The 23616-nt window shown below is 51.0% G+C and carries 25 protein-coding genes; 14 read left to right on the plus strand and 11 right to left on the minus strand.

The features are described from left to right. Nucleotides 1-293: 293 nt before the first annotated feature. Complete coding sequence (locus M3G15_RS00885) at nt 294-1535, minus strand: glycosyltransferase family 2 protein (protein WP_260069809.1); 1242 nt, start codon at nt 1533-1535, stop codon at nt 294-296. 620 nt (nt 1536-2155) lie between these two features. On the opposite strand from M3G15_RS00885, the gene M3G15_RS00890 reads away from it, so the two are divergent. After that, nucleotides 2156-2683: a phosphatase PAP2 family protein gene (locus M3G15_RS00890; RefSeq protein WP_036645980.1), complete on the plus strand. Its 528-nt coding sequence runs from the start codon at nt 2156-2158 to the stop codon at nt 2681-2683. Between the two features lie 50 nt (nt 2684-2733). After that, nucleotides 2734-3873 carry an MGDG synthase family glycosyltransferase gene (locus M3G15_RS00895; RefSeq protein WP_260069810.1) on the plus strand — a complete coding sequence of 380 codons (1140 nt, stop codon included), beginning with the start codon at nt 2734-2736 and terminating at the stop codon, nt 3871-3873. 67 nt (nt 3874-3940) lie between these two features. Here the strand turns inward: M3G15_RS00895 and trmB are convergent, their stop codons facing one another. Then, nucleotides 3941-4651, minus strand: coding sequence for a tRNA (guanosine(46)-N7)-methyltransferase TrmB (gene trmB, locus M3G15_RS00900; protein ID WP_260069811.1), 711 nt, complete (start codon nt 4649-4651; stop codon nt 3941-3943). Between the two features lie 334 nt (nt 4652-4985). Here trmB and mnmL point away from each other — a divergent pair, with 334 nt between their 5' ends. The 4 genes from mnmL to M3G15_RS00920 are packed head-to-tail and all read left to right on the plus strand — an operon-like array spanning nt 4986 to nt 7944. After that, entirely contained in the window at nt 4986-5939 is a 954-nt protein-coding gene (mnmL, locus tag M3G15_RS00905; RefSeq protein ID WP_009226113.1) for a tRNA modification radical SAM protein MnmL/YtqA, read from the plus strand. A 6-nt stretch (nt 5940-5945) separates the two neighbouring features. After that, nucleotides 5946-6542 (plus strand): tRNA 5-(aminomethyl)-2-thiouridylate-methyltransferase MnmM, encoded by a 597-nt coding sequence (gene mnmM, locus M3G15_RS00910; RefSeq protein WP_260069812.1) that lies wholly within the window; start codon nt 5946-5948, stop codon nt 6540-6542. Nucleotides 6543-6558: 16 nt separating this feature from the next. Continuing rightward, nucleotides 6559-6957 carry a VOC family protein gene (locus M3G15_RS00915; protein ID WP_260069813.1) on the plus strand — a complete coding sequence of 133 codons (399 nt, stop codon included), beginning with the start codon at nt 6559-6561 and terminating at the stop codon, nt 6955-6957. A 36-nt stretch (nt 6958-6993) separates the two neighbouring features. After that, nucleotides 6994-7944, plus strand: coding sequence for an alpha/beta hydrolase (locus M3G15_RS00920; RefSeq protein ID WP_260069814.1), 951 nt, complete (start codon nt 6994-6996; stop codon nt 7942-7944). Nucleotides 7945-8025: 81 nt separating this feature from the next. Here M3G15_RS00920 and M3G15_RS00925 read toward each other — a convergent pair whose 3' ends face one another. Together M3G15_RS00925 and recQ are read right to left on the minus strand one after the other, a co-directional pair. Next, nucleotides 8026-9837: a B12-binding domain-containing radical SAM protein gene (locus tag M3G15_RS00925; RefSeq protein WP_260069815.1), complete on the minus strand. Its 1812-nt coding sequence runs from the start codon at nt 9835-9837 to the stop codon at nt 8026-8028. Nucleotides 9838-9849: 12 nt separating this feature from the next. Beyond that, the gene (gene recQ / locus M3G15_RS00930; protein WP_009226108.1) at nt 9850-11682 is read right to left on the minus strand and encodes a DNA helicase RecQ; all 1833 of its coding nucleotides are present in this window, start codon (nt 11680-11682) and stop codon (nt 9850-9852) included. Nucleotides 11683-11871: 189 nt separating this feature from the next. Here recQ and M3G15_RS00935 point away from each other — a divergent pair, with 189 nt between their 5' ends. The 3 genes from M3G15_RS00935 to rlmD all read left to right on the plus strand — a co-directional run bounded on the left by M3G15_RS00935 (nt 11872) and on the right by rlmD (nt 14101). Continuing rightward, a complete protein-coding gene (locus M3G15_RS00935) occupies nt 11872-12129 on the plus strand; it encodes a spore germination protein (RefSeq protein ID WP_260069816.1) in 258 nt (85 codons plus the stop codon). 222 nt (nt 12130-12351) lie between these two features. After that, complete coding sequence (locus M3G15_RS00940) at nt 12352-12663, plus strand: CLC_0170 family protein (RefSeq protein ID WP_009226106.1); 312 nt, start codon at nt 12352-12354, stop codon at nt 12661-12663. Further along, nucleotides 12650-14101: a 23S rRNA (uracil(1939)-C(5))-methyltransferase RlmD gene (gene rlmD / locus M3G15_RS00945; protein ID WP_009226105.1), complete on the plus strand. Its 1452-nt coding sequence runs from the start codon at nt 12650-12652 to the stop codon at nt 14099-14101. Before M3G15_RS00940 ends, rlmD begins: the two co-directional genes overlap by 14 nt. Before the next feature lie 711 nt (nt 14102-14812). Here rlmD and M3G15_RS00950 read toward each other — a convergent pair. Then, on the minus strand, nt 14813-15646 hold the full coding sequence (locus M3G15_RS00950) for an HD-GYP domain-containing protein (protein WP_232282332.1): 834 nt from the start codon (nt 15644-15646) through the stop codon (nt 14813-14815). Nucleotides 15647-15677: 31 nt separating this feature from the next. Between M3G15_RS00950 and M3G15_RS00955 the strand changes: the two genes are divergently transcribed. Then, nucleotides 15678-15863 (plus strand): helix-turn-helix domain-containing protein, encoded by a 186-nt coding sequence (locus M3G15_RS00955; protein WP_050769797.1) that lies wholly within the window; start codon nt 15678-15680, stop codon nt 15861-15863. Nucleotides 15864-16083: 220 nt separating this feature from the next. Here the strand turns inward: M3G15_RS00955 and M3G15_RS00960 are convergent, their stop codons facing one another. The 4 genes from M3G15_RS00960 to M3G15_RS00975 form a co-directional block, all read right to left on the minus strand. Then, nucleotides 16084-16356: a hypothetical protein gene (locus tag M3G15_RS00960; RefSeq protein ID WP_009226103.1), complete on the minus strand. Its 273-nt coding sequence runs from the start codon at nt 16354-16356 to the stop codon at nt 16084-16086. Between the two features lie 289 nt (nt 16357-16645). After that, the gene (locus tag M3G15_RS21585) at nt 16646-17020 is read right to left on the minus strand and encodes an IS3 family transposase (RefSeq protein WP_397376574.1); all 375 of its coding nucleotides are present in this window, start codon (nt 17018-17020) and stop codon (nt 16646-16648) included. Nucleotides 17021-17042: 22 nt separating this feature from the next. After that, nucleotides 17043-17351, minus strand: a complete 309-nt coding sequence (locus M3G15_RS00970; RefSeq protein ID WP_260069817.1) for an IS3 family transposase — start codon at nt 17349-17351, stop codon at nt 17043-17045. After that, nucleotides 17348-17746, minus strand: coding sequence for a helix-turn-helix domain-containing protein (locus M3G15_RS00975; protein WP_260069818.1), 399 nt, complete (start codon nt 17744-17746; stop codon nt 17348-17350). Before M3G15_RS00975 ends, M3G15_RS00970 begins: the two co-directional genes overlap by 4 nt. Before the next feature lie 180 nt (nt 17747-17926). On the opposite strand from M3G15_RS00975, the gene M3G15_RS00980 reads away from it, so the two are divergent. Both M3G15_RS00980 and M3G15_RS00985 read left to right on the plus strand, forming a co-directional pair. Then, nucleotides 17927-19096: a DUF4317 domain-containing protein gene (locus tag M3G15_RS00980; RefSeq protein WP_260069819.1), complete on the plus strand. Its 1170-nt coding sequence runs from the start codon at nt 17927-17929 to the stop codon at nt 19094-19096. Between the two features lie 34 nt (nt 19097-19130). Beyond that, a complete protein-coding gene (locus M3G15_RS00985; RefSeq protein WP_397376575.1) occupies nt 19131-19700 on the plus strand; it encodes a DUF4256 domain-containing protein in 570 nt (189 codons plus the stop codon). An 81-nt stretch (nt 19701-19781) separates the two neighbouring features. Here the strand turns inward: M3G15_RS00985 and M3G15_RS00990 are convergent, their stop codons facing one another. Further along, nucleotides 19782-20285 (minus strand): CarD family transcriptional regulator, encoded by a 504-nt coding sequence (locus tag M3G15_RS00990; protein WP_009226099.1) that lies wholly within the window; start codon nt 20283-20285, stop codon nt 19782-19784. A gap of 150 nt (nt 20286-20435) precedes the next feature. On the opposite strand from M3G15_RS00990, the gene M3G15_RS00995 reads away from it, so the two are divergent. Further along, nucleotides 20436-20885 carry a MarR family winged helix-turn-helix transcriptional regulator gene (locus M3G15_RS00995; RefSeq protein ID WP_260069820.1) on the plus strand — a complete coding sequence of 150 codons (450 nt, stop codon included), beginning with the start codon at nt 20436-20438 and terminating at the stop codon, nt 20883-20885. Between the two features lie 51 nt (nt 20886-20936). On the opposite strand, the gene M3G15_RS01000 is transcribed toward M3G15_RS00995, so the two are convergent. Then, nucleotides 20937-21827 carry a LysR family transcriptional regulator gene (locus M3G15_RS01000; RefSeq protein WP_260069821.1) on the minus strand — a complete coding sequence of 297 codons (891 nt, stop codon included), beginning with the start codon at nt 21825-21827 and terminating at the stop codon, nt 20937-20939. 189 nt (nt 21828-22016) lie between these two features. Here M3G15_RS01000 and zwf point away from each other — a divergent pair, with 189 nt between their 5' ends. After that, nucleotides 22017-23549: a glucose-6-phosphate dehydrogenase gene (zwf, locus tag M3G15_RS01005; protein WP_260069822.1), complete on the plus strand. Its 1533-nt coding sequence runs from the start codon at nt 22017-22019 to the stop codon at nt 23547-23549. Nucleotides 23550-23616 lie beyond the last annotated feature (67 nt).

Below are 23616 nucleotides of genomic sequence, written 5' to 3' on the forward strand. Positions count from 1 at the left end.
CTTATTTCCACAAACTCGCAGCAAAATCCCTTGTTTTCGCGCCTTCCGGCAAAAATAAGGGAGATAAATTCCGCTATTTTACCGCAAACTCCAATTTCGCAGCAAATAAGGCCATTTTTTGCCGCTATTCTCCCAGCAGGCGCGAAAAGCCAACTTGGGCAAACAAAGGGCCCGGCTGAATTCAAGATTCGACACCGAGCCCGCTTCTTAAACTTTATAACATTTAATCAAAAGTTAAAAAATCGACTTTTCAGCACCGAGAAGGTTGGATGAAGCTGGGAGCGAATCGATTTTTAACTCACCTTGTTGCTTTGGACTTCTTCGAGGCGAACCACCCGCGTATGCTGCGTATGGCTCCATTGCTTGTTGTTCTGGGTGAAGAACGCATAGAACGTGATTGGCCACCAGGAAATCAGGTAAATCGGGAACAGAACCAAGTAAGCATAGACCTTCTTCGATTTAACCTTCTCCAGGAACATCGCCATCAAGAAAATAAACACGTTCGCGACAATCGCCACATACGACACCCACATCGGCAGGTAGCCATACAACGTTTTAACATGCGGTTCTTGCATTAACGATTGGTCAACCCAAATAAACGCCGTCAGCAGGAACGTCAATAACACGATGTACACGTTGGCTCCGTAAAGCGCCATGTCCAGCTTCACCATGTTCCGCTCCTTGATACTCTTCCACAACAGCGGGAAGAAATAACGGCGAGCGACAGTGAAGTGACCTTGCATCCAACGCAGACGTTGGCGTGCCGACGCTTTGAACGTCAATGGCTTCTCATCGAACAGCTTCGCGTCGTAGTTAAACACCGGATACACTCCGCGTTCAACGCAACGCATCGTAAATTCAAGGTCTTCTACCAAGCTTGTAGCGCCCCAGCCGATTTCTTTCAACAGCTCGGTTTCAAAGCACATTCCTGTGCCGCCAAGGAAGTTCGCCATTTTCAGGTTCGTCCGGGACAACTGCCACAGGCGGTTACAATACCAGTACGAAATCCCGTAAGAAGCGGTAATCCAGGAATCCTCCGGATTCTTCGTATCGATATAGCCTTGGATGACCCGCGCGCCGGCGCATAGATCGTTGTTCATTTCCCGCAGGAAATCCGGATGCACCAAATTGTCGGCATCGAACATCACAACGGCGTCGTATTGACGCGGCATCTTCCATAGCTGCTTCAGCATCCATTCGATCGCATAACCTTTCCCCCGCAAGTTCGGGTTGGTCCGAACGCAAGCGTTCATCCCGTGGCTGCGAACGATATTTGCGGTATTATCGCTGCAGTTATCGCAAATGACAAACACGTCGTACAATTCTTTTGGGTAGTTCATTTGCTTCAAATTTTCCATCAACGCCCCGACCACTTTTTCCTCGTTATGCGCTGCGACCAGCACCGCAAAGGATTTGTTCGGTTCGTATTGCACTTTGTCCTTCTTTCTGTACATGCCAAATAAAGCCAAACCAAATTGATACACCCCAACCACTGCCAGGACGACCTGCAGTGAAATCAAGATGACATCCAACATGATTTCTTGCCCCCTTTTTACCCCGATTGTTTTTTTCTTTATCTCTCGGAGTTTTAGATTGTGAATGACCCTTTCTTTCTTATCTTGCTCTTTCTTTCTAGATCTTTCTTTGGACTCGTTGCCGGCTCTTTTTTCAAACCAAATACGATTTTCCACAACTTGACGTTGTTTGTCAAAGCAACTATGGCCCTTACGTTGCGCAAAAAACTGGAAGACCGGTGAATTTTGGCATACGGGGGCCCCGCACCTGCTTTCAGGTACGGTTACATCCTATTCTCATCACTTTTGGCAATTTTTATTTCTTTTTTTAATTTTTATTGCTCGGCTGGACGCCTTGTTGGCGTTACAATTACATAGACGAACTCACTTGGCAAAAAGTTAACAAATCTGCATCATTTTTTTTAAACAGATCTGCTATGATTTGAATCATTGTACAAGGGCGAAGAACGAAAAGTCAAAAAGAGCACGGCCTGCAGCGCAAAAAAACGTCCTTGAAAAGGCCATAGAATAAAAATATGATTAGTCTAACTTGAAAATGCCATGCTATTTGAAAAGAGCAGCCACGGGACAGGCAGTTTCCGGGGACTAGAACGCGGCCAACCATCGTGCGGAGGGATATTATGACTCGTTTATTCCATAAGCTTCAACAACTCGACCGACAGCTCTTTGTAGGAATCAACGGCCGCCTGCACCGCAGTTTTCTGAATTTCTGGCTGTATCATTTAACTCATTTAGGGGGAGCTTGGTTCACCATCCTTTCGTCCTTGCTCATCTGGCTTGCGGCTCCGCAGCCATGGAGCAAAATCGGCTTGCAATCCTGCGTCGCGCTCGCGATCAGTCATCTTCCAGTAGCACTCGTCAAAAAAACCTACCCGCGTCTTCGGCCCTACTTAACGCTGCCGGGCACCAATACGTTCCGGAACCCGCTGACGGACCACTCGTTTCCGTCCGGGCATACGACGGCCATTTTTTCTATAACGGTACCGTTTATGGCCGCGGTCCCAAGCTTGATTCTGGTGCTGTTGCCGATCGCTCTGATCGTGGCAGTTTCGCGTATTTATTTAGGCCTACATTACCCTTCAGACACCTTGGCAGGAGCGGTCATCGGCTCCTCTGTAGCGCTTGGAACGGTTGCATTATGGGCTTAAAGGGGATATTGTAGACAGTAGGAAAACCTTGCAGGAATAAGGTGAAACCAGTGCAAAAACAGAGAGTCTTACTTTTATCCGAGGGGTTTGGAGCCGGTCATACGCAAGCGGCCTACGCGCTCTCCAGCAGTTTACGAAAGATTGCGCCAAACATACAGACGAAAGTCCTAGAGCTGGGCAGTTTTTTGAACCCTAGGGTGGCGCCGATCATCATCACCGCTTACAAGAAAACGGTGTCCTCGCAGCCTCGGCTTGTCCGTATGATGTATCGCAGCAACTACAAAAAATCTTTAAACCGATTGACGACGATGGCTCTTCATCGGATTTTTTATACGCGTACAATTCAAATTATCCGTCAGCTTCATCCCGACGTGATCGTCTGCACCCATCCGATCCCCAGCGCGGTGATTTCCCGCCTGAAACGGCTAGGTATGCTGGACGTCCCGCTCTGTACCGTCATTACCGATTATGATGTGCACGGTGCTTGGGTGAGCCGGGAAGTGAATTGTTATCTCGTTTCCACCGACCAGGTGCAGAAGAAATTGATGGAACGGGGCGTAGACAATAATAAAATCCTGATTACCGGCATCCCGATCCATCCGAATTTCTGGGAGCGCCATCGGAAGGAAGATATCCGCCTGCAATTCCATCTGAAGGATATGCCTACCGTTCTGGTCATGGGCGGGGGCTGGGGCTTCATGAAGGACGAAGCGGTCAATGCACTGCTCGCCTCTTACCGGGAGCAAATCCAAGTCATTTTCTGCCTGGGCAGCAACGAGAAGTCGCTGGAGAAAATGAAAAAGGACCCCCGGTTCATTCATCCCAACATCCATCTGCTTGGGTTCACGAAGGAAATCGACAAGCTGATGGAAGTGTCCGATTTGCTGATTACCAAGCCGGGCGGCATGACCTGCTCGGAAGGGTTGGCCAAAGGCATCCCGATGCTGTTCCACCAGCCGCTTCCCGGCCAGGAAGAGGAAAATTCACATTATTTTGCTCAGCAAGGTTGGGGAACGCCCATGAAATCACTGGACGATATCACCGATTGGATCAAACGTTTGACTGAGCAATACGATGAAGTCGTTCGCAAACGGGAAGAGGTCTTGAACCATATCGCCCGGTTCCGGCCGATGCAAAGTGCTCAAGCTATCATTGATTTACTTGGAAATACGAATTTCATCCGAAAATAACCAGCCTGATCAGGAAGGCGATTTACAAAAAAGCGGAGCCAGGATTCATCCTGCTCCGATTTTTTTGCTATTTAAACATCTCCATCTTCCGCTCATGGTAACGTTGTAAGGCCGCTTCGCCAACCATTACTTCGCAGCGGTAGATCGGCATGCCTTGTCCTACGAATTTGCTTTCGTATTCCGTCATGACATGGGCCTCATTAATCCCGCCTTCATGCAGGCTAAGCGAAATGTCGCTCATCTGCAATCCAACCGCGGCAAAGGCATTCAGCGAAAATTCAAACAGCACGCGGGAGTCAGTCTTGAAGTGAATTTCGCCGTTTTCGTTCAGGAGATGACGGTATTTCTCCAAAAACCGCGGGTGCGTCAAGCGCCGGCGCCAATGCTTCTTCTTCGGCCATGGATCACTGAAGTTCAAATAAATGCGCTCCACTTCCCCTGGCGCAAAAAACTCCTCGATCATTTCAATATTCCCCAGCGCCAGACGAACGGTTTGCGGCTTCAGCCCGCCCTGCTCGTCCCATTTCGCGCGCACCTTCTCGCTCGCCCGGCGAATCAACTCATCATACATGTCCATGCCGATGAAGTTCACGTCTGGATATTTTACACTCATGCCGCTGATAAACTGACCTTTGCCCATGCCAAGCTCGATGTGGATCGGACGGCCGTTGCCGAACACCTCCGCCCAGCGTCCTTTATATTCCCGGGGATTCAGGACAACCAGATCCTGTTGCTGTTCCAAATGCTCCCGTATTCCTTTTCTGCCGCGTAAACGCATGTTATTCCTCCGCTTTCTTGGTATCCATTCCTTGCAATATTGTGCCGAAGTTTGCTGCAAATGTAAAGCGCGCAATGAAAAAGGAACCAACCGTTCGCCGGGGAGACGAGACGAGTGATTCCTTTTTCGATATATTTTGGAATTGGGGTCCAACGAAATTGATATTCTCAAAATAACATATTTCCGTACCCTGCCGCAAGGAAACAGGCAAGCAGCATTCCCCTTTTCCAGTGAAATTTGATACAATAAATTCAGTGGAAGCGGCGTACGGACGGGGCTTTCGCCGTTGTATAAATATGCAAAAAATATTTTGTGACAAAATGAAGGAGCCGCAATGAGTACACTGATGACGGACACTCCTGCTTTGTGGGGAGACAAAAGATTTCATACCTGGAATTTCGAGATGCGCCAAGAGTTCGGAGACAAGGTATTTAAGGTGATGCTAGATGCCGGATTCACTTGTCCCAACCGCGATGGCTCGATCGCAAAGGGCGGTTGCACGTTCTGCAGCGCCCGGGGATCGGGCGATTTTGCCGGAAGCCGCCGGGACGATCTGGTAACGCAGTTTGCCACGATCCGCGACCGGCAGCATCTGAAGTGGCCGCATGCGAAATATATTGGATATTTTCAGGCTTATACGAATACTTATGCGCCGGTGGAGGTGCTTCGTGAATATTACGAAGCGATTCTGGAGCAGCCGGGTGTCGTCGGTTTATCCATCGCCACGAGACCGGATTGCCTGCCGGACGATGTCGTGGATTATTTAGCCGAGCTCAATGAGCGCACCTACCTCTGGGTCGAAATGGGTTTGCAAACGATCCATGAGTCGACGTCCACGCTGATCAACCGGGCGCACGATACGCAATGCTACCTCGATGCGGTGGAGAAACTGCGCGCACGCGGCATCCGGGTGTGCACGCATATCATTTACGGCCTGCCGCAGGAAACGCATGAAATGATGCTGGAGACCGGCCGCGCCGTGGCGAACATGGACGTGCAGGGCATTAAGATCCACCTGCTCCATCTGATGCGCAAGACGCCGATGGTGAAGCAGTACGAAGCAGGATTGCTGCGTTTCCTGGAACAGGACGAATACGTCAAGCTGATTGTGGACACGCTTGAGTTTCTGCCGCCAGAAATGATCGTGCATCGGCTGACCGGAGACGCGCCGCGCGACCTGCTGATCGGACCGATGTGGAGCCTCAAAAAATGGGAAGTGCTCAACGCCATCGACGCGGAGCTGAAGCGCCGCGATTCCTGGCAGGGCAAATACTGGAGAGGACGTTGAGCGCTTATGGGCTTCCTCTCCGTATTAAGCTTCGCGCATAAACTGGCCGGCGAACGGCTGAGGCTCGGCGACGCGGCCGTCGACGCCACGGCGGGAACCGGCGCGGACACGCTGTTCCTGGCCAAAGCCTGCGGTCCGAAGGGGCGAGTGTTCGCCTTCGATATCCAGCCGCAGGCGCTGGCCCTAACGAAGGCTCGGCTGGACAAGGAGTCGGCGGATACCCTCGCCGACGTTACCCTGCTCCAGGCGAGCCACGCGGACATGGCGGCCGTGCTTCCAACGGACGTGCACGGGCGGCTCGGCGCCGTGATGTTCAACCTCGGCTATTTGCCGGCCGAGGGCGCCGACCCGGCGCTGATCACGCAGCCGGACAGCACGCTGGCCGCCTTGGAGGCCGCGCTGGCCTTGCTGCGGCCGCGCGGGATTTTGACGGCCGTCCTCTACCCCGGCCATCCCGGCGGCGACGCCGAAGCGGCGGCGGTGGAAGCCTGGGCGGCCGCACTGCCCGCTTCCGCCGGACAGGCGATCCTGTACCGGCAGCCGCAAAGGCCGGCTGCCCCGTATTTGATCGCGATTGAAAAGAAATCAACCAATTCGAATTGAACTGGGGGTCATCGGTATGGGCATTCGCAAAATCGAGCATATTGGAATTCGCGTCTCGGCTCTGGAGGATTCCATCGAGTTTTATGAACGGATTATCGGCATGAAGCTGTTATCCACGATCGGTGAGGTGGGAGACCCGCTGCGTCTGGCTTTCCTAACCTTTCCGGGCCAGGAATCCGTTGAGGTCGAGCTGATTAATCTCCCCGAAGGAGAAGAGTTGCCGAATGAGGGCAAGGTGCATCATATTGCCTTTACCGCTAGTGATATCGAAGAGGAATATGCCCGGATTTCCAAATTAGGCTTATCCGGTCTCGACCCGGAAATCCGCAGTCTGCCGAACGGCAGCCGATTCTTCTTCTTTAACGGACCGGACGGCGAACGGATCGAATTTTTCCAGCCTGCGTTTCTCGCTTGAGGTCTTCCCATAATTCCGTGGAAAGAAGGGCTACGCTTGAAAGAGCATACGTTTACGTTCGACAATGACACAAGTCATGGGGTCTTCGTGTATCGTTGGATCGCCGCTGATTCCGCCGACCCGCCGCGCGGTGTGCTGCAAATCGCCCACGGCATGGCGGAAACGGCCAAGCGCTATGAGCGCCTGGCCCGGTTGCTGACCGCCCACGGCTTTATCGTCTACGCGAACGATCACCGCGGGCACGGGCGCACGGCTGGAAGTCCAGAGGAATTAGGCTGGCCGGGCAAACAAGGCTTTACCGGCATGGCGAAGGATATGATTCAGCTTACGAAGATTATCCGTCAGGAGCATCCCGATCTCCCCTTGTTTCTGCTCGGCCATAGCATGGGCTCCTTTCTGACGCAGAAGGTCATGTACCTAGCCCCGGAGCCTTATACTGGATTTATTCTCTCGGGAACAGATGGTCCCCGGGGGCTGCTGGGCCTGGGGCGAAGCCTCGCCCGCTTACAAAGCCTGCTGCAAGGCGAGACCCATCCCAGCCTGCTGATGAACGCGGTGACCTTCGGGAGCTTTAACCGTAACTTCCTCCCGGCGCGGACGCCCTTCGACTGGCTCTCCCGGGACGAGGCCGAGGTGGATAAATACATCGCCGACCCGCACTGCGGCTTCTTGTGCAGCGCCGGCTTCTTTTACGGCTTCTTTGGCCTGCTGCAGGAGATTCACCGCCCGGAGAAGATGCGCTCCATCCCTAAGGATAAGCCGGTTTATATCTTTGGCGGCGACCTCGATCCGGTCGGCCAAAACGGCGCCGGCGTCCGGCGTCTCGCCGGACTGTACCATCAGCTGGGCCTCAAGGACGTTGAGGTGCGGCTGTATCCCGGCGGCCGTCATGAAATGCTGAACGAAATCAACCGCGACGAAGTGATGTCGGATGTGTTGAATTGGCTGGAGTGGCATCTGCCGCCCGAAGCAGCGAACGCAGAATAAACAAATAAAGCGAGCCTGCTGAACCGGCTCCTCGGGAAGAGGAAGCCGGTTTGCAGGCTCGCTTTTTCGTTATTGCTCTCCTCACTTGACCAGGGTGCAATGCTCCGGGGACCAAGCGCTTAAAGGGGCGTGGAAATACACCGGCCGCTCGTCTGCTTCCTGCTGGTAGAGGACAACAAGCAGCGTGCCTTGCGGCTCATCCCCTGCGTTCGCCGGGCTTGCTGGCGCTTCTGACCCTTCCGCTCGCAGTACATCGCCCAGCGCAAACGGCAGCTCTTCGATGCACGCATACTTCTGCAGCCCGCGTTCATCCAGGCCGTATGCCGCAAATTGCTCTGACAAAGCAGCAGGGGCTTCTGCGAGCGCACGGAAATACGCGCTGCGCCGGTCTTTGTCCACCCGGTCCTCCCACCAGATTTTCCGCGGCTTATACTTGTGTCCAAGCAGGTAGTCGAGCTTCATTAAACCAAGCACAACCTCCGGCTCTTTCAAAGTGCGTCCGCTTAAGAACGCGTGAAGACGAGTGAACAGGTCCTCCAGCTGATGACCGATCCGCTGCCAGCCTTGTTCCTCCCAATAGTCGCCAAACTCCTGGAAGAAGTCAAACGGCGAATCGAACTCGTGAGTGACCAGATACTCCACGGTGTGATCCATGCGGTGCGCATTCCAATACTTCTCCAGCACGTCCTCCAGCCGCTTCAACCGGATTACGTCCTCAAACGGCAGCACGTTATTGCTCAGGATTTCATAAGGCGCATGGTCCATAAACACGTAGTTGTATTTCTCCGCGTCATTCCGCAGCCCGGTTCCGCGCAGCATCTTCAGGAAGCCAAGCTGCAGCTCCTCGGGACGCAAAGCAAACACGTCGTTAAACGTTTTGCGGAACGTGGCATAGTCCTCTTCCGGCAATCCGGCGATCAAATCCAGATGCTGGGCGATTTTGCCGCTTTCCTTGATTTTGGTGACGGTCCGGGTCAGCTTCGTAAAGTTCTGGCGGCGTTTCACCAGCTCGTTGGTTGGATCGTTTGTCGACTGCACGCCAATCTCGAAGCGGAAGATGCCGGGCGGCGCGTTCTCCGCCAAATAGTCCAGCACCTCCGGCCGCATGATGTCCGCCGTGATTTCGAACTGGAACACGCAACCCTGGTGGTTGTTGATCAGAAATTCGAACATCTCCATCGCGTAATTGCGGTTAATGTTAAACGTGCGGTCCAGAAATTTAATGATCTTCGCGCCATGCTCGATGAGGTACAGGATGTCCGACTTCACCCGTTCGATATCGTAATACCGCACGCCCACCTCAATACTTGAGAGGCAAAACTGGCAGCTGAACGGGCAACCGCGGCTGGTCTCGAAATACACGATCCGTTTGCCGAGATTCGGAATATCCTCGGGAAAACGATGCGGCGACGGCAGCGTGTTCAGATCGGATTTTGGCCGAGGCGGATTCAGTACGACCTCTTCTCCTTTGCGATAGGCCGCGCCAAACACGAAGTGGAACTTCTGCTCCCCGGACAGTTCCTGCAGCAAATGGTGGAATGTCTCCTCACCGTCCCCCATGACGATAAAATCCACCTCCGGGATGCGCTCCATCCAGTATTTCGTGTCGTAGCTAACCTCGGGGCCGCCCAGTACAATCTTCACTTCCGGCAGCACTTTCTTCAGCAAGGCCACCACTCGAATCGTCTCTTCGATATTCCAGATATAGCAGGAGAACCCGATGACATCCGGCTTCCGCTTAAACAGATCCGACACGATATTCATCACCGGGTCCTTGATCGTATATTCGGCCAGATCGATGTCAAACTCGTTGCCGCTGTAGGCTTTGAGCAGCCGGATCGCCAGCGAGGTATGAATAAATTTTGCGTTCAGCGTTGCCAATATGACTTTCACATGCTCACAACCCTACTCCATATTTTGAAAAAACTCCAGAAACGGCTTTCCGTACTTACGGTACTTCACTTCGCCGACGCCCTTGATTCTCAGCATATCCGCTTCGCTGGTCGGACAGACCACACTCATCTCGCGCAGCGTCGCATCGTTGAAAATAATATAGGAAGGCACCCGCTCCTTCTCGGCCAAATCGCGGCGGATCAAGCGCAGCTGCTCGAACACCGTCTCGTTGACGGCGGACGGCCCTTCATCATACTTGCGGCGCCGCGAGCTAGATGACGATGAGGACGCGGCGGCAGTCTCCGGCGCACGGAGCATCACCTGATGGCGGCTCTTCAGCACCTCAACCGCCAACGGCTGCAGCCTTACGACCGGGTATTGCCCTTCGGACAAGGCTAAATACCCTTCCGCAATAAACACATTGATCAGTTCAGAAATTTCCTTCTCGGTGCGCGTGCGCAGCATGCCATAGGTAGGCAACTGATTAAAGCCGTACTGCAGCACCTTTTTGTTCTGCGAACCTTTGAGCACCGAAGCGACCAGCGAGACGCCAAACCGCTCCCGCATCCGGTGGATACAGGAGAAGACGATCTGCGCGTCGCGCGTCATGTCGACGAGCTCCCGTTCGTCCCGGCAGGAGCTGCAAACACCGCAAGGCGTGCGATCGTGAGCCTCACCGAAATAATCCAGCATTGCCCAGCGCAGGCAGCTCGTCTGGTAGCAATATTCAACCATCTGCTGCAGCTTGCGGTACTCGTTGCGTTTGCGTTCTCCATCCTGCGGGTTTTGCTCGATCAGGAATTTCTGCGTCATGATGTCCTGCGGACTAAACAGCAGGATACATTCGCTGGGCTCGCCGTCCCGGCCAGCCCGGCCCGCTTCCTGAACATAAGCCTCCATGTTCTTCGGCATATTGTAGTGGATCACGTAACGGACGTTCGATTTGTCGATCCCCATCCCAAAGGCGTTGGTCGCCACCATCACGCGAATGTCGTCATAGAGAAAAGCCTCCTGGCTCTCCTCCCGCTCCTTGTCGGACAAGCCGGCATGGTAGCGGCCGGCAGGGATGCCGGCGCGGCGCAGGCGCTCGTACAGGTCGTCAACCTCCTTGCGGGTTGCGGCGTAGACGATCCCGGGCTGATGCGCATGGGTCGTCGCGTAATTCAGGACGAATTCGCGCTTGTTCTCACCGCGCAGCACCGACATCGCCAGGTTATCCCGACCGAGGCCGGTGACGAACACGGCCGGATTCGCAAGGCGCAGCAGACGGACCATGTCGTCCATGACCTCCGGAGTGGCCGTGGCTGTAAAGGCTGCGAGGATCGGCCGTTGCGGCAGCGATTCCACAAACGGGGAGACCGCCAGATAGCTTGTCCGGAAGTCATGGCCCCACTGCGAGACGCAGTGCGCTTCGTCGACGGCGACGCAGGAGATCGATAGACCGCTCATTTCCTCGCGGAACCAGTCCAGCTCCAGCCGCTCCGGCGCAACATAGAGCAGCTTCAGCTCACCGCGGCGCGCCGCCCGGATGCGGTCGTTCACTTCCTTGCCCGACAGCGTGCTGTTGATGTAGGCGGCGGAGATGCCCATCGCCGTGAGCGCATCGACCTGATCCTTCATCAACGAGATCAACGGGGACACAACCAGCGTCAGACCCGGCAACATCAGAGCCGGGATCTGGTAACAGATCGATTTGCCTCCGCCCGTCGGCATAATGCCCAGCGTATCCGCGCCGGACAATACGCTCTCGACGATTCTCCGCTGCCCTTCGCGGAAATCGGGATATCCGTAATATTTCTGCAGCAGCTGCTGCGCATGTTCCATCGTAAGTGCTTCCGTGCTCATTTCGCTTGATTTCTCCTAACTTCCCAATCGGCCGTCGTCCTCCCGGATTTTCGGGACAGACCGGCTTTATGCACTTTTTTAGTTTACCGGGGTTTGGAGAATTGGGCAACCGCCGCAAACGCTACATAAACTTTTCCAAAAAGTCCAACACTCTCTAATAATCCTACAATTCGTCCGGAGGCGGCAGATATGCTGGATTGGAAATCCAAATACGAAGCGTATGAGAAGAAGCATCCTTCAAAACCATCACCTTCGTCTTCTTCCTCGAACAGTTGGGATGCGCTGATTGTCCCGGCGCTGTTCGACCAGTTTTTTCAAACCATTGACGATTATTCATGCGCTTCAATTTGCCTATGTTCACCTGATTTATTGGCCGTTTGTCATCTTCCCCTTCTTGTTTGTTATCATGATGTCGATGAAATCAGTTCATCTCTTAAATTGGCTTGAAGTCGGTCATGCTGGGCATCGCCGTCAGCGCCAGCTTGTACTTGTTGCTCGTGCTCTCCACGATTGGGATCTACGGGGTTCGGGAAACCCTTGTTCTGTTATATCCTAGCACATTCACCAGAAAAGCGACTGGGGACAGATGTATGCGAACATCCCGGGATCCGTGAAACTCAGTGTTTCGATCCGTCGAGCCGGCTTAAAGCGAATTAGGAGGTGCATGTCATGAATCAGGTGCATGTGATGAATCACGTGTTTGCTTTTACCGCTTCCATCTCACTCTTTTCCGGACTTGTCTTGCTTCTGGTGGATCAAACGATTTATAAGGTTCAGCAGAAGCAAAAGGAACAGAAATACGCCAAAATCTTTGGTTGGATCAACCTCTCGCTTGCTGGCACCGGTTTCTGGTTTTTCTGTTATTGCAGCTGCCATAACCCTTCGTCGATGCAGGTCATGGTATCCCTTGGATTCCCATGGTATATTGAGTCTAGTACAAACCTAACAGGATGGAGAATCAGGATTCATGAAAGAACGTAACTATTCCGGCAACCGCCCGGGCAACAAAACGCAATCGCGGCCCAAGCCGCCGATCGCCAAGCGGGAACAGGCCGATGAGATACGTACCGGCGACCGGATCGTCGTGACGATCAAGCGGCTGGGCATTAACGGCGAAGGCGTCGGCTATTATCGGCGGAAAGCCGTGTTCGTCGAAGGCGGTATTCCCGGTGAGGTCATACATGCAGAGGTTACCCGCGTGGAGCCTAAATATATCGCTGCCGTGATTCGAAAGATCGAGAAGCGCTCTCCGCATCGGTTGGAGGCGCCATGCCCGGTGTTCGGCATCTGCGGCGGCTGCCAGATCCAGCATCTGTCCTACGAGGGACAGTTAGCCGGCAAAGAGGAGATCATCCGGGAGGCGTTTGCGCGTTACGCCGGCCTGCAGGACGTGCGGTTGAAGCCGATGCTGGGCATGGATCACCCTTGGGGCTACCGTAACAAGGCGCAGCTGCAATTAGGCATGTCCCAAGAGGGCATGATCGCCGGCTTGTATGCGGCCGACTCCCATAAGCTGATCGATATTACCGGTTGTCCCATTCAACACCCGAAGGTGAACGAGGTGGTGGACAAGACCCGGGACGTGCTTCAACGACTAGGTATTCCAGTATATAAGGAAAAAAGCAACCAAGGGCTGGTCCGTACGATTGTCGTCCGCGTTGGCTTCCAATCCGGGCAGCTGCAAGTCACGCTAGTCACCGCCAACGACAAGCTGCCGCGCCGGGAGCAGCTGGTCAAGGAGCTGCGACTGGCGATGCCCGAGCTGACCAGCATCGCAATGAACGTGAATCCGAAGAACACCTCGCTCGTATTTGGCAACCGGACAGAGATCTTGTGGGGCGCAGACAGCATTCAGGAATCGCTGGGTGATCTGGAATTCACGCTATCGCCCCGCGCCTTCTTCCAGCTGAACCCGCTGCAAACGGTCAAGCTGTATGAATCCGTGCGTGCAGCTGCGGGTCTGACGGGTAAAGAAACCGTCGTTGATGCCTACTGCGGCACCGGCACGATCGGCCTGTGGCTAGCACCTTACGCGAAGGAGGTTCGCGGCATCGAATCGATCCCCGAAGCCGTCGAGGACGCCAAAGCGAATGCAGCCCGGAACGGCCGGGATAACGCTCAGTTTTACACCGGTTACGCCGAGGAGTTACTCCCCCGCTGGGTCAAGTCCGGATTCGCCCCGGACGTCATCGTCGCTGACCCGCCGCGCACCGGGCTGGATCCCCGCTTCCTCGAAGCGGTGCTAAAGACGAAACCGAAGCGCTTCGTCTACGTCTCCTGCAACCCGTCCACCCTGGCAAAGGATTGCAAAGCGCTGCTGGACGGCGGATATGCGCTGGAATGGGTGCAGCCGGTGGATATGTTTCCGCAGACGAGTCATGTGGAGTGTGTAGTGTCAACACATCGTATTGACAAATAATGGGGCGCCTAAACCAGTTGTCAAAACGAAAAGCAGCCTAACCCTTTAAAAACATCATCGGGGTTAGGCTGGTAACTTCAACAAGATAATTCAAATTGTTGAGAGCGTAGAAAATGCTCAGGGTAATGGACATTTTCGGAGTCTGTCAAGAATTTTCGTATTATGAGGTTAGCCAGCTTAATCTGGTTAGCCTCTTTTTGATTTATGATAGCTGTAGTCGGGAGAGAACGATCAAGAATTGGGGCGAACAAGCCCGTTACACAAACTGTTCACCCACTATTGCGCAAACCATGATTAAGCTGGTTGAGACACTTCTGATCTCGTATAACACGCGAAGCTATGGACGTGCAATGGTTAGTGGGCCACCGGCAAATCACCTGTTAAAGTCACCTTGCTAATCTGGAAAATCGTTGTCTTTAATGAAGGCCTTCACTTGATCTCTGCTGAACTTTGGGGCCACTATGTTCATACTTTCCATCCAACCTTTCTCCTAGTTTAATAGATTGGTTGGAGAGTTTACACAGTTTATTTTACAGCCCCTATTACATAGGTTGTACATACCTCTCATCTCAATTACTGTTTTTCAATGCCGAGTCTTTTTCCGTTCAATGCCTTTGCCCGTTTCCGCTTCTCTTTATACAGCGCAATATTCGCATGTTTAAAGAGTTCCTTTAATGCACCCGAAATATCAGAATTTTCCCAACCTCGTCGTTACTGGTTGCTGGTAAAGCCCAAGATTTTATTTTTAGAATGCCGCAGATCATAAAATTGCCCTTGAAACTCAACCAGCGGATTGATCAAGTCATCTGGATGCAGCATAACTATGCGAGCCACTTGACCATCTGATAAGAGAACTGAATCCCCGATCATTCTGTTCATTACGTTGGTAATAAAACATTGAACAATGATCGGATCGAATAATCCGAATGCACGTTGATAGATTTCTTGAAACACTTGGTATAAGGGAACTGGCTTCTTATACACCCGCTCTGAAACCATCGTATGGAACACATCGGCAACGGCTACAATTTTGCTGAAGTAAGTGATCTTATCACCGCTGACCCCGAAAGGATAGCCGCTGCCATCTTCCCGTTCATGATGCTGAAGGGCAACCAATGCTTGTTGTTCCGACATGCCTGGAAGATTGCTAACCATTTCATACCCAAAGTGAGTATGGCGTTTCATTTCAGAATACTCTTCCACACTGAGTTTGCCTGGTTTTTTCAAGATCGAATCAGGGATCTTGGTCTTTCCAAGGTCATGAAGCAACCCCGCTACGGCGAGGTCATTCAGTTCCTCTTCTTTCAGCCCCAACCATTTACCAATTAAGTAGGAGAGGATTGCAACACCGATACAATGTCGATAAGTGTAATGATCTTTCTTGCTTAAGTCCAATATGACGTTTGAAAGGTTATTATTGAAACAAATTTCTTGAATTTTCGGCATAACAATATGACGGATAACTTGATTTGAAAGTTGACTGGAATTTTGGTGTATCTTTTCATAAATCGACTGAACTTCAGATATCGCTTCATCATTCGCCAAAGTTCTTAAGTCCTTGAGAGTTACCAAAAAGATGTCCCAAGAGGAACTTGCCTTCAGGAGTGACCTTGACCGGACATACATTTCAATGTTGGAAAGAAGTATTTATCAACCGACCCTTACAACGATATTTGCATTGTCGAAGGCTCTTAACACTACGCCTTCAGAGATGATCAAACTTGTTGAAAATGAATATGGCGAGGTTGATGATAAGGAATAACAATCCTCAGCGGAACGACATCTTTAACAGATGGTCGGAAGGATTTTGCTGTCGCCAACCCCTCTCTGGAATAACAGAGAGGACTGGCTATTGCTGTCGTAACCGATACTCAACTTGAATGTCAGAGTCCAACATCAATCGAAGAATCCAAAATAAAGATCGTATTGATAAGGAAAATCCAATATCAAAACGATCTTTTATCAAATTGCCTTATGGCAGACTATAGTAACTCTCTCAACAACTGAACCCCATCCTTTAGTCCAGCAAAGTATAACTGCTGTATTATGAGAGTATTGCGATAATTGATGATCTCTTCCATCTCAAGATATAACTCATACTGGGCTTGTGATAACTCACTTTTTAGTAAATTCTCAAGTTCTCGATGCCTGTTTTGTAATTGATCAATCTCCCGCTGCATACCCGCTTGCCTCACCAATTCATTAAACCTATGATCAAAAGCCGGTTTTAACCATTCTGGACCGAATTGTTGCATGAATACATCTCCTCCATCTAAATGTTTTGAATTAATCGAAGTTTGATGGTACATCGGGAAGGAGAGTATGACAAGCTTCCATCCTATGGTTTAAAGCCTCCATCATGTCACAGCCAAAAGCGGAATCTACGACCTGTCGAATCCAATATTCGATAAAGATCGTGATATGGTACAACAGGCATACGAGATACTCGGAATTTCCAGCAATGAATTGATTGAAGAGAAGAAAAAATTAAGCCGCCTTTGCTTTTTGGTCAAGCCCCCGTTTAGTGGACATTGGAAAAAGCCCCTAGGCTACGAGCTGGCGTCGAAACTCACTCGGCGTCAGCTTGTTTAGTTTTCTTTGTGGTCGTTTGTTGTTGTAAAACTCAATATATTCTTCAATTCGCCTTTGTGTCTCGTCTAGAGTTCGGATATGATAGGGATAGAGCCCTTCTGTTTTGAGATGCGAGAAGAAGCTCTCCATAGAGGCGTTGTCATGACAATTGCCTCGTCTAGACATGCTGATTCGGGCGCCAACCTTCAGCAGCATGTCGTGGTAGGCGTGAGACGTGTACTGGAATCCTTGATCGCTGTGAACGATCAATCCCGTCACGTCTTTCGTTTGATTCAAGGCCTTCTCAAAGGTTTGAAGTACAAGCTGATTATCATTACGTAGACTCATGTGATACGCTACGATTTCATTATTAAATAAGTCTTACCCATTTCTGGTTAGGGGCATGCGCCTTAAATTGACGTTGCAGCGTATTCTCAGCGACGCGGCTGCCTACATTCGAAGCATAGTTAAAACGGTGCTTACGTCGAATGTGTGAACGTAGCCCTAATTGTTGCATTAAACGAAGAACCTTTTTATGATTCATCCACACCTCCTCGTCTTGCAGTAGGAAGAGTTGAATTTGTCGATAGCCGTAGATACCATGATAGCGATTATATACGGCTTGGATTAAGGCTTTTGCATCGTGATCCCGATCAATCATCTTCAATTGACGTTTCAAATAAGCGTAGTATCCACTTCTGGAGACACCAAACAACTTGCACAAACTGCTGATGTTGTACCCTTGTGAGGCTTTCCGAATGGATGCATACCTTTGTTCTTTACCTCCTGTTTCCAGATTTCCAAACACTTTTTTAGCATTTCATTCTCCCGTTGTGACTGCTTCGTATAGCGGTCCTGATCCACATATTCCTTTCGTCTCCCCCTTTGGTCAAGTAGACCAAACTCCCCCTGTTCGCGATATTTTCGCATCCAGCGTTTCATCCGATCCTTATCTTGAATCCCTAAGTGCTCATTAATCTGCCGATACGTCCATTTTGCCTCCAAATAAAGACGTATCGCCTCCAACTTCAGTTCCTCAGAGTATGATTTAAATCGTTGTCCTTTGATTGCCATAAAAAATGCACCCCCTAGAATTCATCGGAATAACCAGGGGGGGTTCCAATGTCTATTCTAAGGGGTGCACTTCAGATCCAAACTTAACGGTTTGGGTCTTTTTCATTTTTTACGTATCATGACAGGTGACGAGCATTATAGTACAATGCAAATATTGAATTTTTGCAAAGGGGAATTATCTTGATCAAGAAGGAACTCGCTTATATCCGCAAGCAATTCAAACTGGATCATGAAAGACTAAGTATTTACGACATTCTGAACGTCTATATTATGAAGGAAACGAACGAAATCTATCATTTTGAGCGTACACCGTTTGAGCTGTTGGAGAGAGAAAAGCAGGAATTGCATATGGGCAATTTCAAAAGACTGCTGTCCGGAGAATTGGATCAGAAGCTGTTCGAGCTAAAGTTCCAGGATCACCCGGAAACGGACAAGCCTTCGCAGGAGCTGCTGCATCAAGCTCTCGTGACCGGTGATGCCGACGAATGGCATGATTTGATGCTTCTGCTGGTAGAGAAAATGCTGGAGGATACGACGTATGAACGGGATACGGTAATCACCTTCGTCCGCGGGCAATACTACAAGCCCACCAAGGAGCGCAATGAGGAAGCCGAGGAAAGCGAAACTGATGAGATGTTTGCGAATCCGTTTATTTTGTGCAGCATCAATTCAACCGAACCGCAGCGAAAAACGCTTATGTTCGACTATGTCGAACGCGAGTTCAAGTACAACGTGATCGTTGATCCAATCATCAAGCTGCGCTCGCCGGAGCAAGGCTTCTTCTATCCCAGCATTACGGACGGCTTCTCTGATGTGAATCGGGTACTCTATTGCGCGGGCAAAGCGAATGATCCAAATCAGCATTTTATCGATCAGGTCCTAAACGCCGAGAAGACGGTAACCGCGCTGGAAGAGAGAGCGATCTTTGAGGACATCGTCAAGGAAATTGCCGGAGATCAGCTTGACGCCTCCACGATTGCGAGCGTATACGAAGAAATTCAGCAGGTGATTGAAACCCACGAGGAGGAAGAACCGCCGAAGCTGGATTATAGGGATGTGGAGCGCGTGCTGACAGCCAGCGGCGTGGAGAACGTTACGACGGAAAAGGTAGAGCTGGCGTACCAAACGGTTGTTGACGACAAAAACTATGAGATCAAAGCAAGCAGCGTCGTGCCGAAGTTTACTTCGAAATCGATCAAGATCGAAACGAAGGTAGCCACGATCTCGGTCAGCCCTCAAGATCTAAAGTACATGAAGCAAGTCAATTATCACGGCAAACGCTGCATTCTGATTGAGGTTGATGAGGACGCGGTGATTGAAGGTTTTACGCTAAGCACGGAAGAACTGTAGAGGTGAAAATCAACAAGTTTTGAGGAGGTTGCTCATGATGAACAAAGAACTCAAGGTTTTAGCACCGGAACAAAGTGAAGAATTGCTCCAGGTTTTAAGCAAACGTTTTGAGGCAAACATGAATCGTCATCCCGAGTTGGCATGGGCTCAGATCCAAGCGAAGCTGGAGGCGCAGCCCGATAAACTGTGGTCGCTCCATGAAATGGAACGGACCGGCGGCGAGCCGGACGTTATTGGATACGATGAGCAAACCGATCAAATCTTATTCGTAGATTGTTCGGCGGAATCGCCCAAGGGCCGCAGAAGCGTCTGTTACGACCATGAAGCCCTGGAATCGAGAAAGCAGCATAAGCCGGAAGACAGCGCGATGAACATGGCGGCTGCTATGGGAATTGAGCTGTTAACGGAAGAGCAATACCGGGAACTGCAGAAGCTGGGGAAATTTGATTTGAAGACCTCCAGTTGGGTGCAAACCCCTGCTTCCATCCGTAAGCTTGGCGGCGCCCTCTTCTGCGACCGCCGTTACGACACAGTCTTTGTGTACCATAACGGGGCGGAATCCTATTATGGCGCCAGAGGGTTCCGCGGCATGCTAAAGGTTTAGAAATCAATGTTATCAATAAGCCCAAAAAGAGAGGTGCAGCTGCACCTCTCTTTCCTCGTATAACTCGTATAAAGAACCCGTTTATGACTGATTCACGGCAACCTTCTCCTGGACAGCCTGCAAAACGTCATCGTATGTGGTCTTTAACACGATGGCCATTTCGTTAAATGAAGTGTTCTGTATGCCCAATAACAGCTGGTTGTCTTGATTGCCGAGTTTCTTATGATTTTGCTCAGACCATTGTTTCCTGCGCATCAACGTATTGGCAACCTTCGCGATTCCCTCCCGGTCGCCTGTCTTGACAATCGCACTGTAATTGTGATGCCGTTCATGATTGTTATCGATCCATGGAATGCCCGGTGCCATAAAAGAGTCGATTAACGCCATCGCTTCCTCCGGCCCCATCAATTTCTGCAATTGCAAGGGCGCCCTATCGACCGGAATGCTGATTTTTAAGGTCTCATTGCTCAGCGGATGCAGTTCATAATAAGTCTTGGAAACACCGGCCAGCGATTTTACGCAAACCTCGTCGATGCGGCAAACGCCATGCACCGAATAACTGATCAAATCCCCCTTATCAAACATGGCCGTGATCCCGCCCCTCTATTTTGTCAACTAAGTTGACTATTGTTAATATACTCCTTTTCCGTTAATTTGTCAACTAAATTGACAACTTCCGGCCGTCTTTGTATAGTGTAGGAGAACTAGCAACAGGAACGGAAATGGAGGGATTCCATGCATCCCAAATTTGAATCTTTGAACCTGATCGATCTGATTAGCGAACGTCATGTCCAGCTTCGCTCCCTCTGTGAGCAGGTGTGGAACGAACGGAACGAGATATATATCTCCAACTCAGAATGGTTTATCATGGCAAGGATTTATCAGCAAAATCCAACGATTTCGCAGGTAACAAGACAGGTGGATATTTCGCGGCAGGCGACCCACAAATTCATTAAGAGCTTGGAAGCCAAAGGGTTGGTTGAGGTCATTCCAGCCCAGCATAACAAGAAGGAAAAAAGCTTGAAATTAACGCCGTTGGGCGAAAGCTGTTATGAGAAGAACGCCACCATCAAGGCAGCGCTGGAGCAAATCGTCGCGAACGCTCTTGGAAACGAGCAGATTGAATGGTTAAAGAAGCTGCTAATAGCCGATTGGGGGAACTTAAACGAGCTATTCACAACATGAAGAAAGGAAGGGATTCCTTACTAGCAATTCCCTCCCTTCTTGTTATTATAGTTATTTTCGAAATAACTGGAATTCCTCCATAAACTTCTGGGCTGCAGTCGTAAGCGGCACGTTCCGCATATTCATAATGCCCACCTGGGACGGTGGCAGCTCTACGTCCAGTTTGATTTCAAACAGCGAGCCGTCCTCCAGTTCCTTCGACACGAACTCCCGGGCCACATAAGAAATTCCCAGTCCTTTGCGCGCCAATTCGATCAGCAGGTCGACGCTGCCAACCTCAATTTCAGGCTTCAGCTCGTAGCCATATTCATAGAACAGCTCGGTGATCGCCATGCGGGCGCGGCTGTTGCGCGAGAACAAGATCAGCGGGTGCTCCAGCAGCGTTTCCAGCGAAATCACTTTGTCCTTGAGATTGGCATAGGCACAGCCGGCCACAAAGCAGTCCTGCAGCTGAATGCCCTCCCGCACCTCGATATGCGGATCGACGATCGGCATCCGGGCTACGCCCAGGTCGATCTTCCCCTCCTTCAAGAAACCCATGATCTCCGGAGTTGTCCCGTGAAGCAGCTGAATCCCGACGTCCGGATACCGTCGATGAAAATCCTCCAAATACGGAAGCAAGTAATGCTTAAACAACGAGTCACTGCCGCCGATCCGCAGAACACCGGTCTCGAGGTTTTTGAGCTCGGCCATCTTTTTCTCCGCCAGGGAGATCAAGATCTGCGATTGCTCGATATACGAGTACAAGATCGCGCCCTCCTGCGTCAGCGACACTCCTTTGGAGTTACGGTAAAACAACGAAAGGCCAAAGCTTTCCTCCAGCTGCTTGATGGCATGGCTGACGCTGGGCTGCGTCAGGAACAACGCATTGGCTGCTTGGGTTAAGCTGCCGGTTTTCGCTGCCCAATAAAACACTTTATATAGTTCATAATTGTTTGTCATAAACCTGGTCTATAGCTCCTGTCAAATATATTAATTTCACCTATGGTGATATTCGTATTATATTGGAGTCATTCCAAATAATCCATAGCTTAGAGGTTGGGAATGGGCAACATCCCGGATCCCACAAACAGAGAACCTGTATTCCATTAATGGATAAGAGAAAAGCTATGCTGAGAGGAGAGAACCTAGATGGATGCCAATACGTTTGTATTGTTTGGGGCAACTGGGGATCTAGCGAAACGCAAAATTTACCCTGCCTTGTTTAATTTGTTTTTGGATGGAAAGCTGCCGGAAGTTTTTAGCGTAATCGGCTTGGGCCGCAGAGAATGGTCCGATGAAACCTTTAAGGCAAACATCGAACGATCTCTGCACAGCTTTTCACGACGGGAAGCCAGCGATGCAGAGGCTGTGAACAAATTTCTCAGCTTCTTCCGCTATCATGTCCTGAACGTCGACCGCAAGGAAGACTATCAAAGCCTGCTGAAGCTCGTTGAAGAACGCGAACAGGCCCTAGGGGCGGAGCCCAATCGGTTATTTTATCTGTCGGTTGGTCCAGAGCTGTTCGAGACAATTGCAAACCATATTCAAGACAGCGGACTAGGCGACACGAAAGGCTGGAAACGGCTTGTCATTGAAAAACCGTTTGGCCGCGATCTCCAATCCGCCCGCGATTTCAATGCACAGCTTAGCAAAGCTTTTACCGAAGAGGAAATTTTCCGCATCGACCACTACCTCGGCAAACCGATGGTACAGAAGCTTCATCTGCTGCAGCAAACGAATCCGGTGCTCCAGGCTTCCTGGAATAACCGTTACATCGCAAACGTGCAAATTACGGCCAGCGAAACCGTTGGCGTTGAGGAAAGAGCCGGGTATTACGACCATTCCGGTGCCTTGCGCGATATGTTCCAGAATCATATGCTGCAGCTACTGATGATGCTTGCCGCCCATCTGCCGAAAGGCGACGATTCGGAGCAAGTGCGCTCGAAGAAGAAGCATGTGATGCAATCACTGGAGCCGCTGCTGCGTCAAGACGTCGCAACCCAAGTGGTCCGCGGTCAATATACAAGCGGGACCATTCAAGGGAAACCGGTTGTCGGTTATAAAGACGAAGCCGGGATCCCGCAGGATTCCCAAAACGATACCTTCATCGCAGCCAAACTGCAAATCGATGACGATTTCTGGCGCGGAATTCCGATTTACATCCGTACCGGCAAACGCATGAAGGAGAAAGCCACACGGATCGTCATTGAGTTCCGCGAGCCGGTGAAGCAAGTCTCCACAGCCAACAACGGCGGTAAACCGAATTTGCTCGTGTTCGAAATCAGCCCGAACGAGAGCATTTACCTGCGTCTGAATACGGAAGGCGAAGCTCAGCAACAGGATCTCACGAAGGTGCTGATCGGCTCCCATAAGAGCGGCAGTGAAGTGCCTGAAGCCTATGAGAACCTGATTTATGACGCACTTCGCGGCGACTCCTCCTTCTTTGCGCATTGGGATGAGGTCGAGTTGTCCTGGAAATGGGTGCAGCCAATCCTGGATGCTTACGCTGCGAATGAGGTGCCGTTATATCCATATCCGGCAGGCAGCTTCGGTCCGCAAGCGGCCTACGAGCTGCTGGCCAAAGACGGGTTCGAGTGGTGGTTCGACCGCGATAGCGAAGCGGCAACCTCCGCAGAGAGCACCGGTAACCCATCGTCTCAAGAATCCTTGTCCATCAAATAAGGGGGAATACGGAACTTTTTGCCCCTGATCGTTCAAATCTAAAATTTATAAATTTGGAGGGATTACG

The organism is Paenibacillus sp. p3-SID1389 (assembly GCF_025151705.1).
Classification (GTDB): Bacteria; Bacillota; Bacilli; order Paenibacillales; family Paenibacillaceae; genus Fontibacillus; species Fontibacillus phoenicis.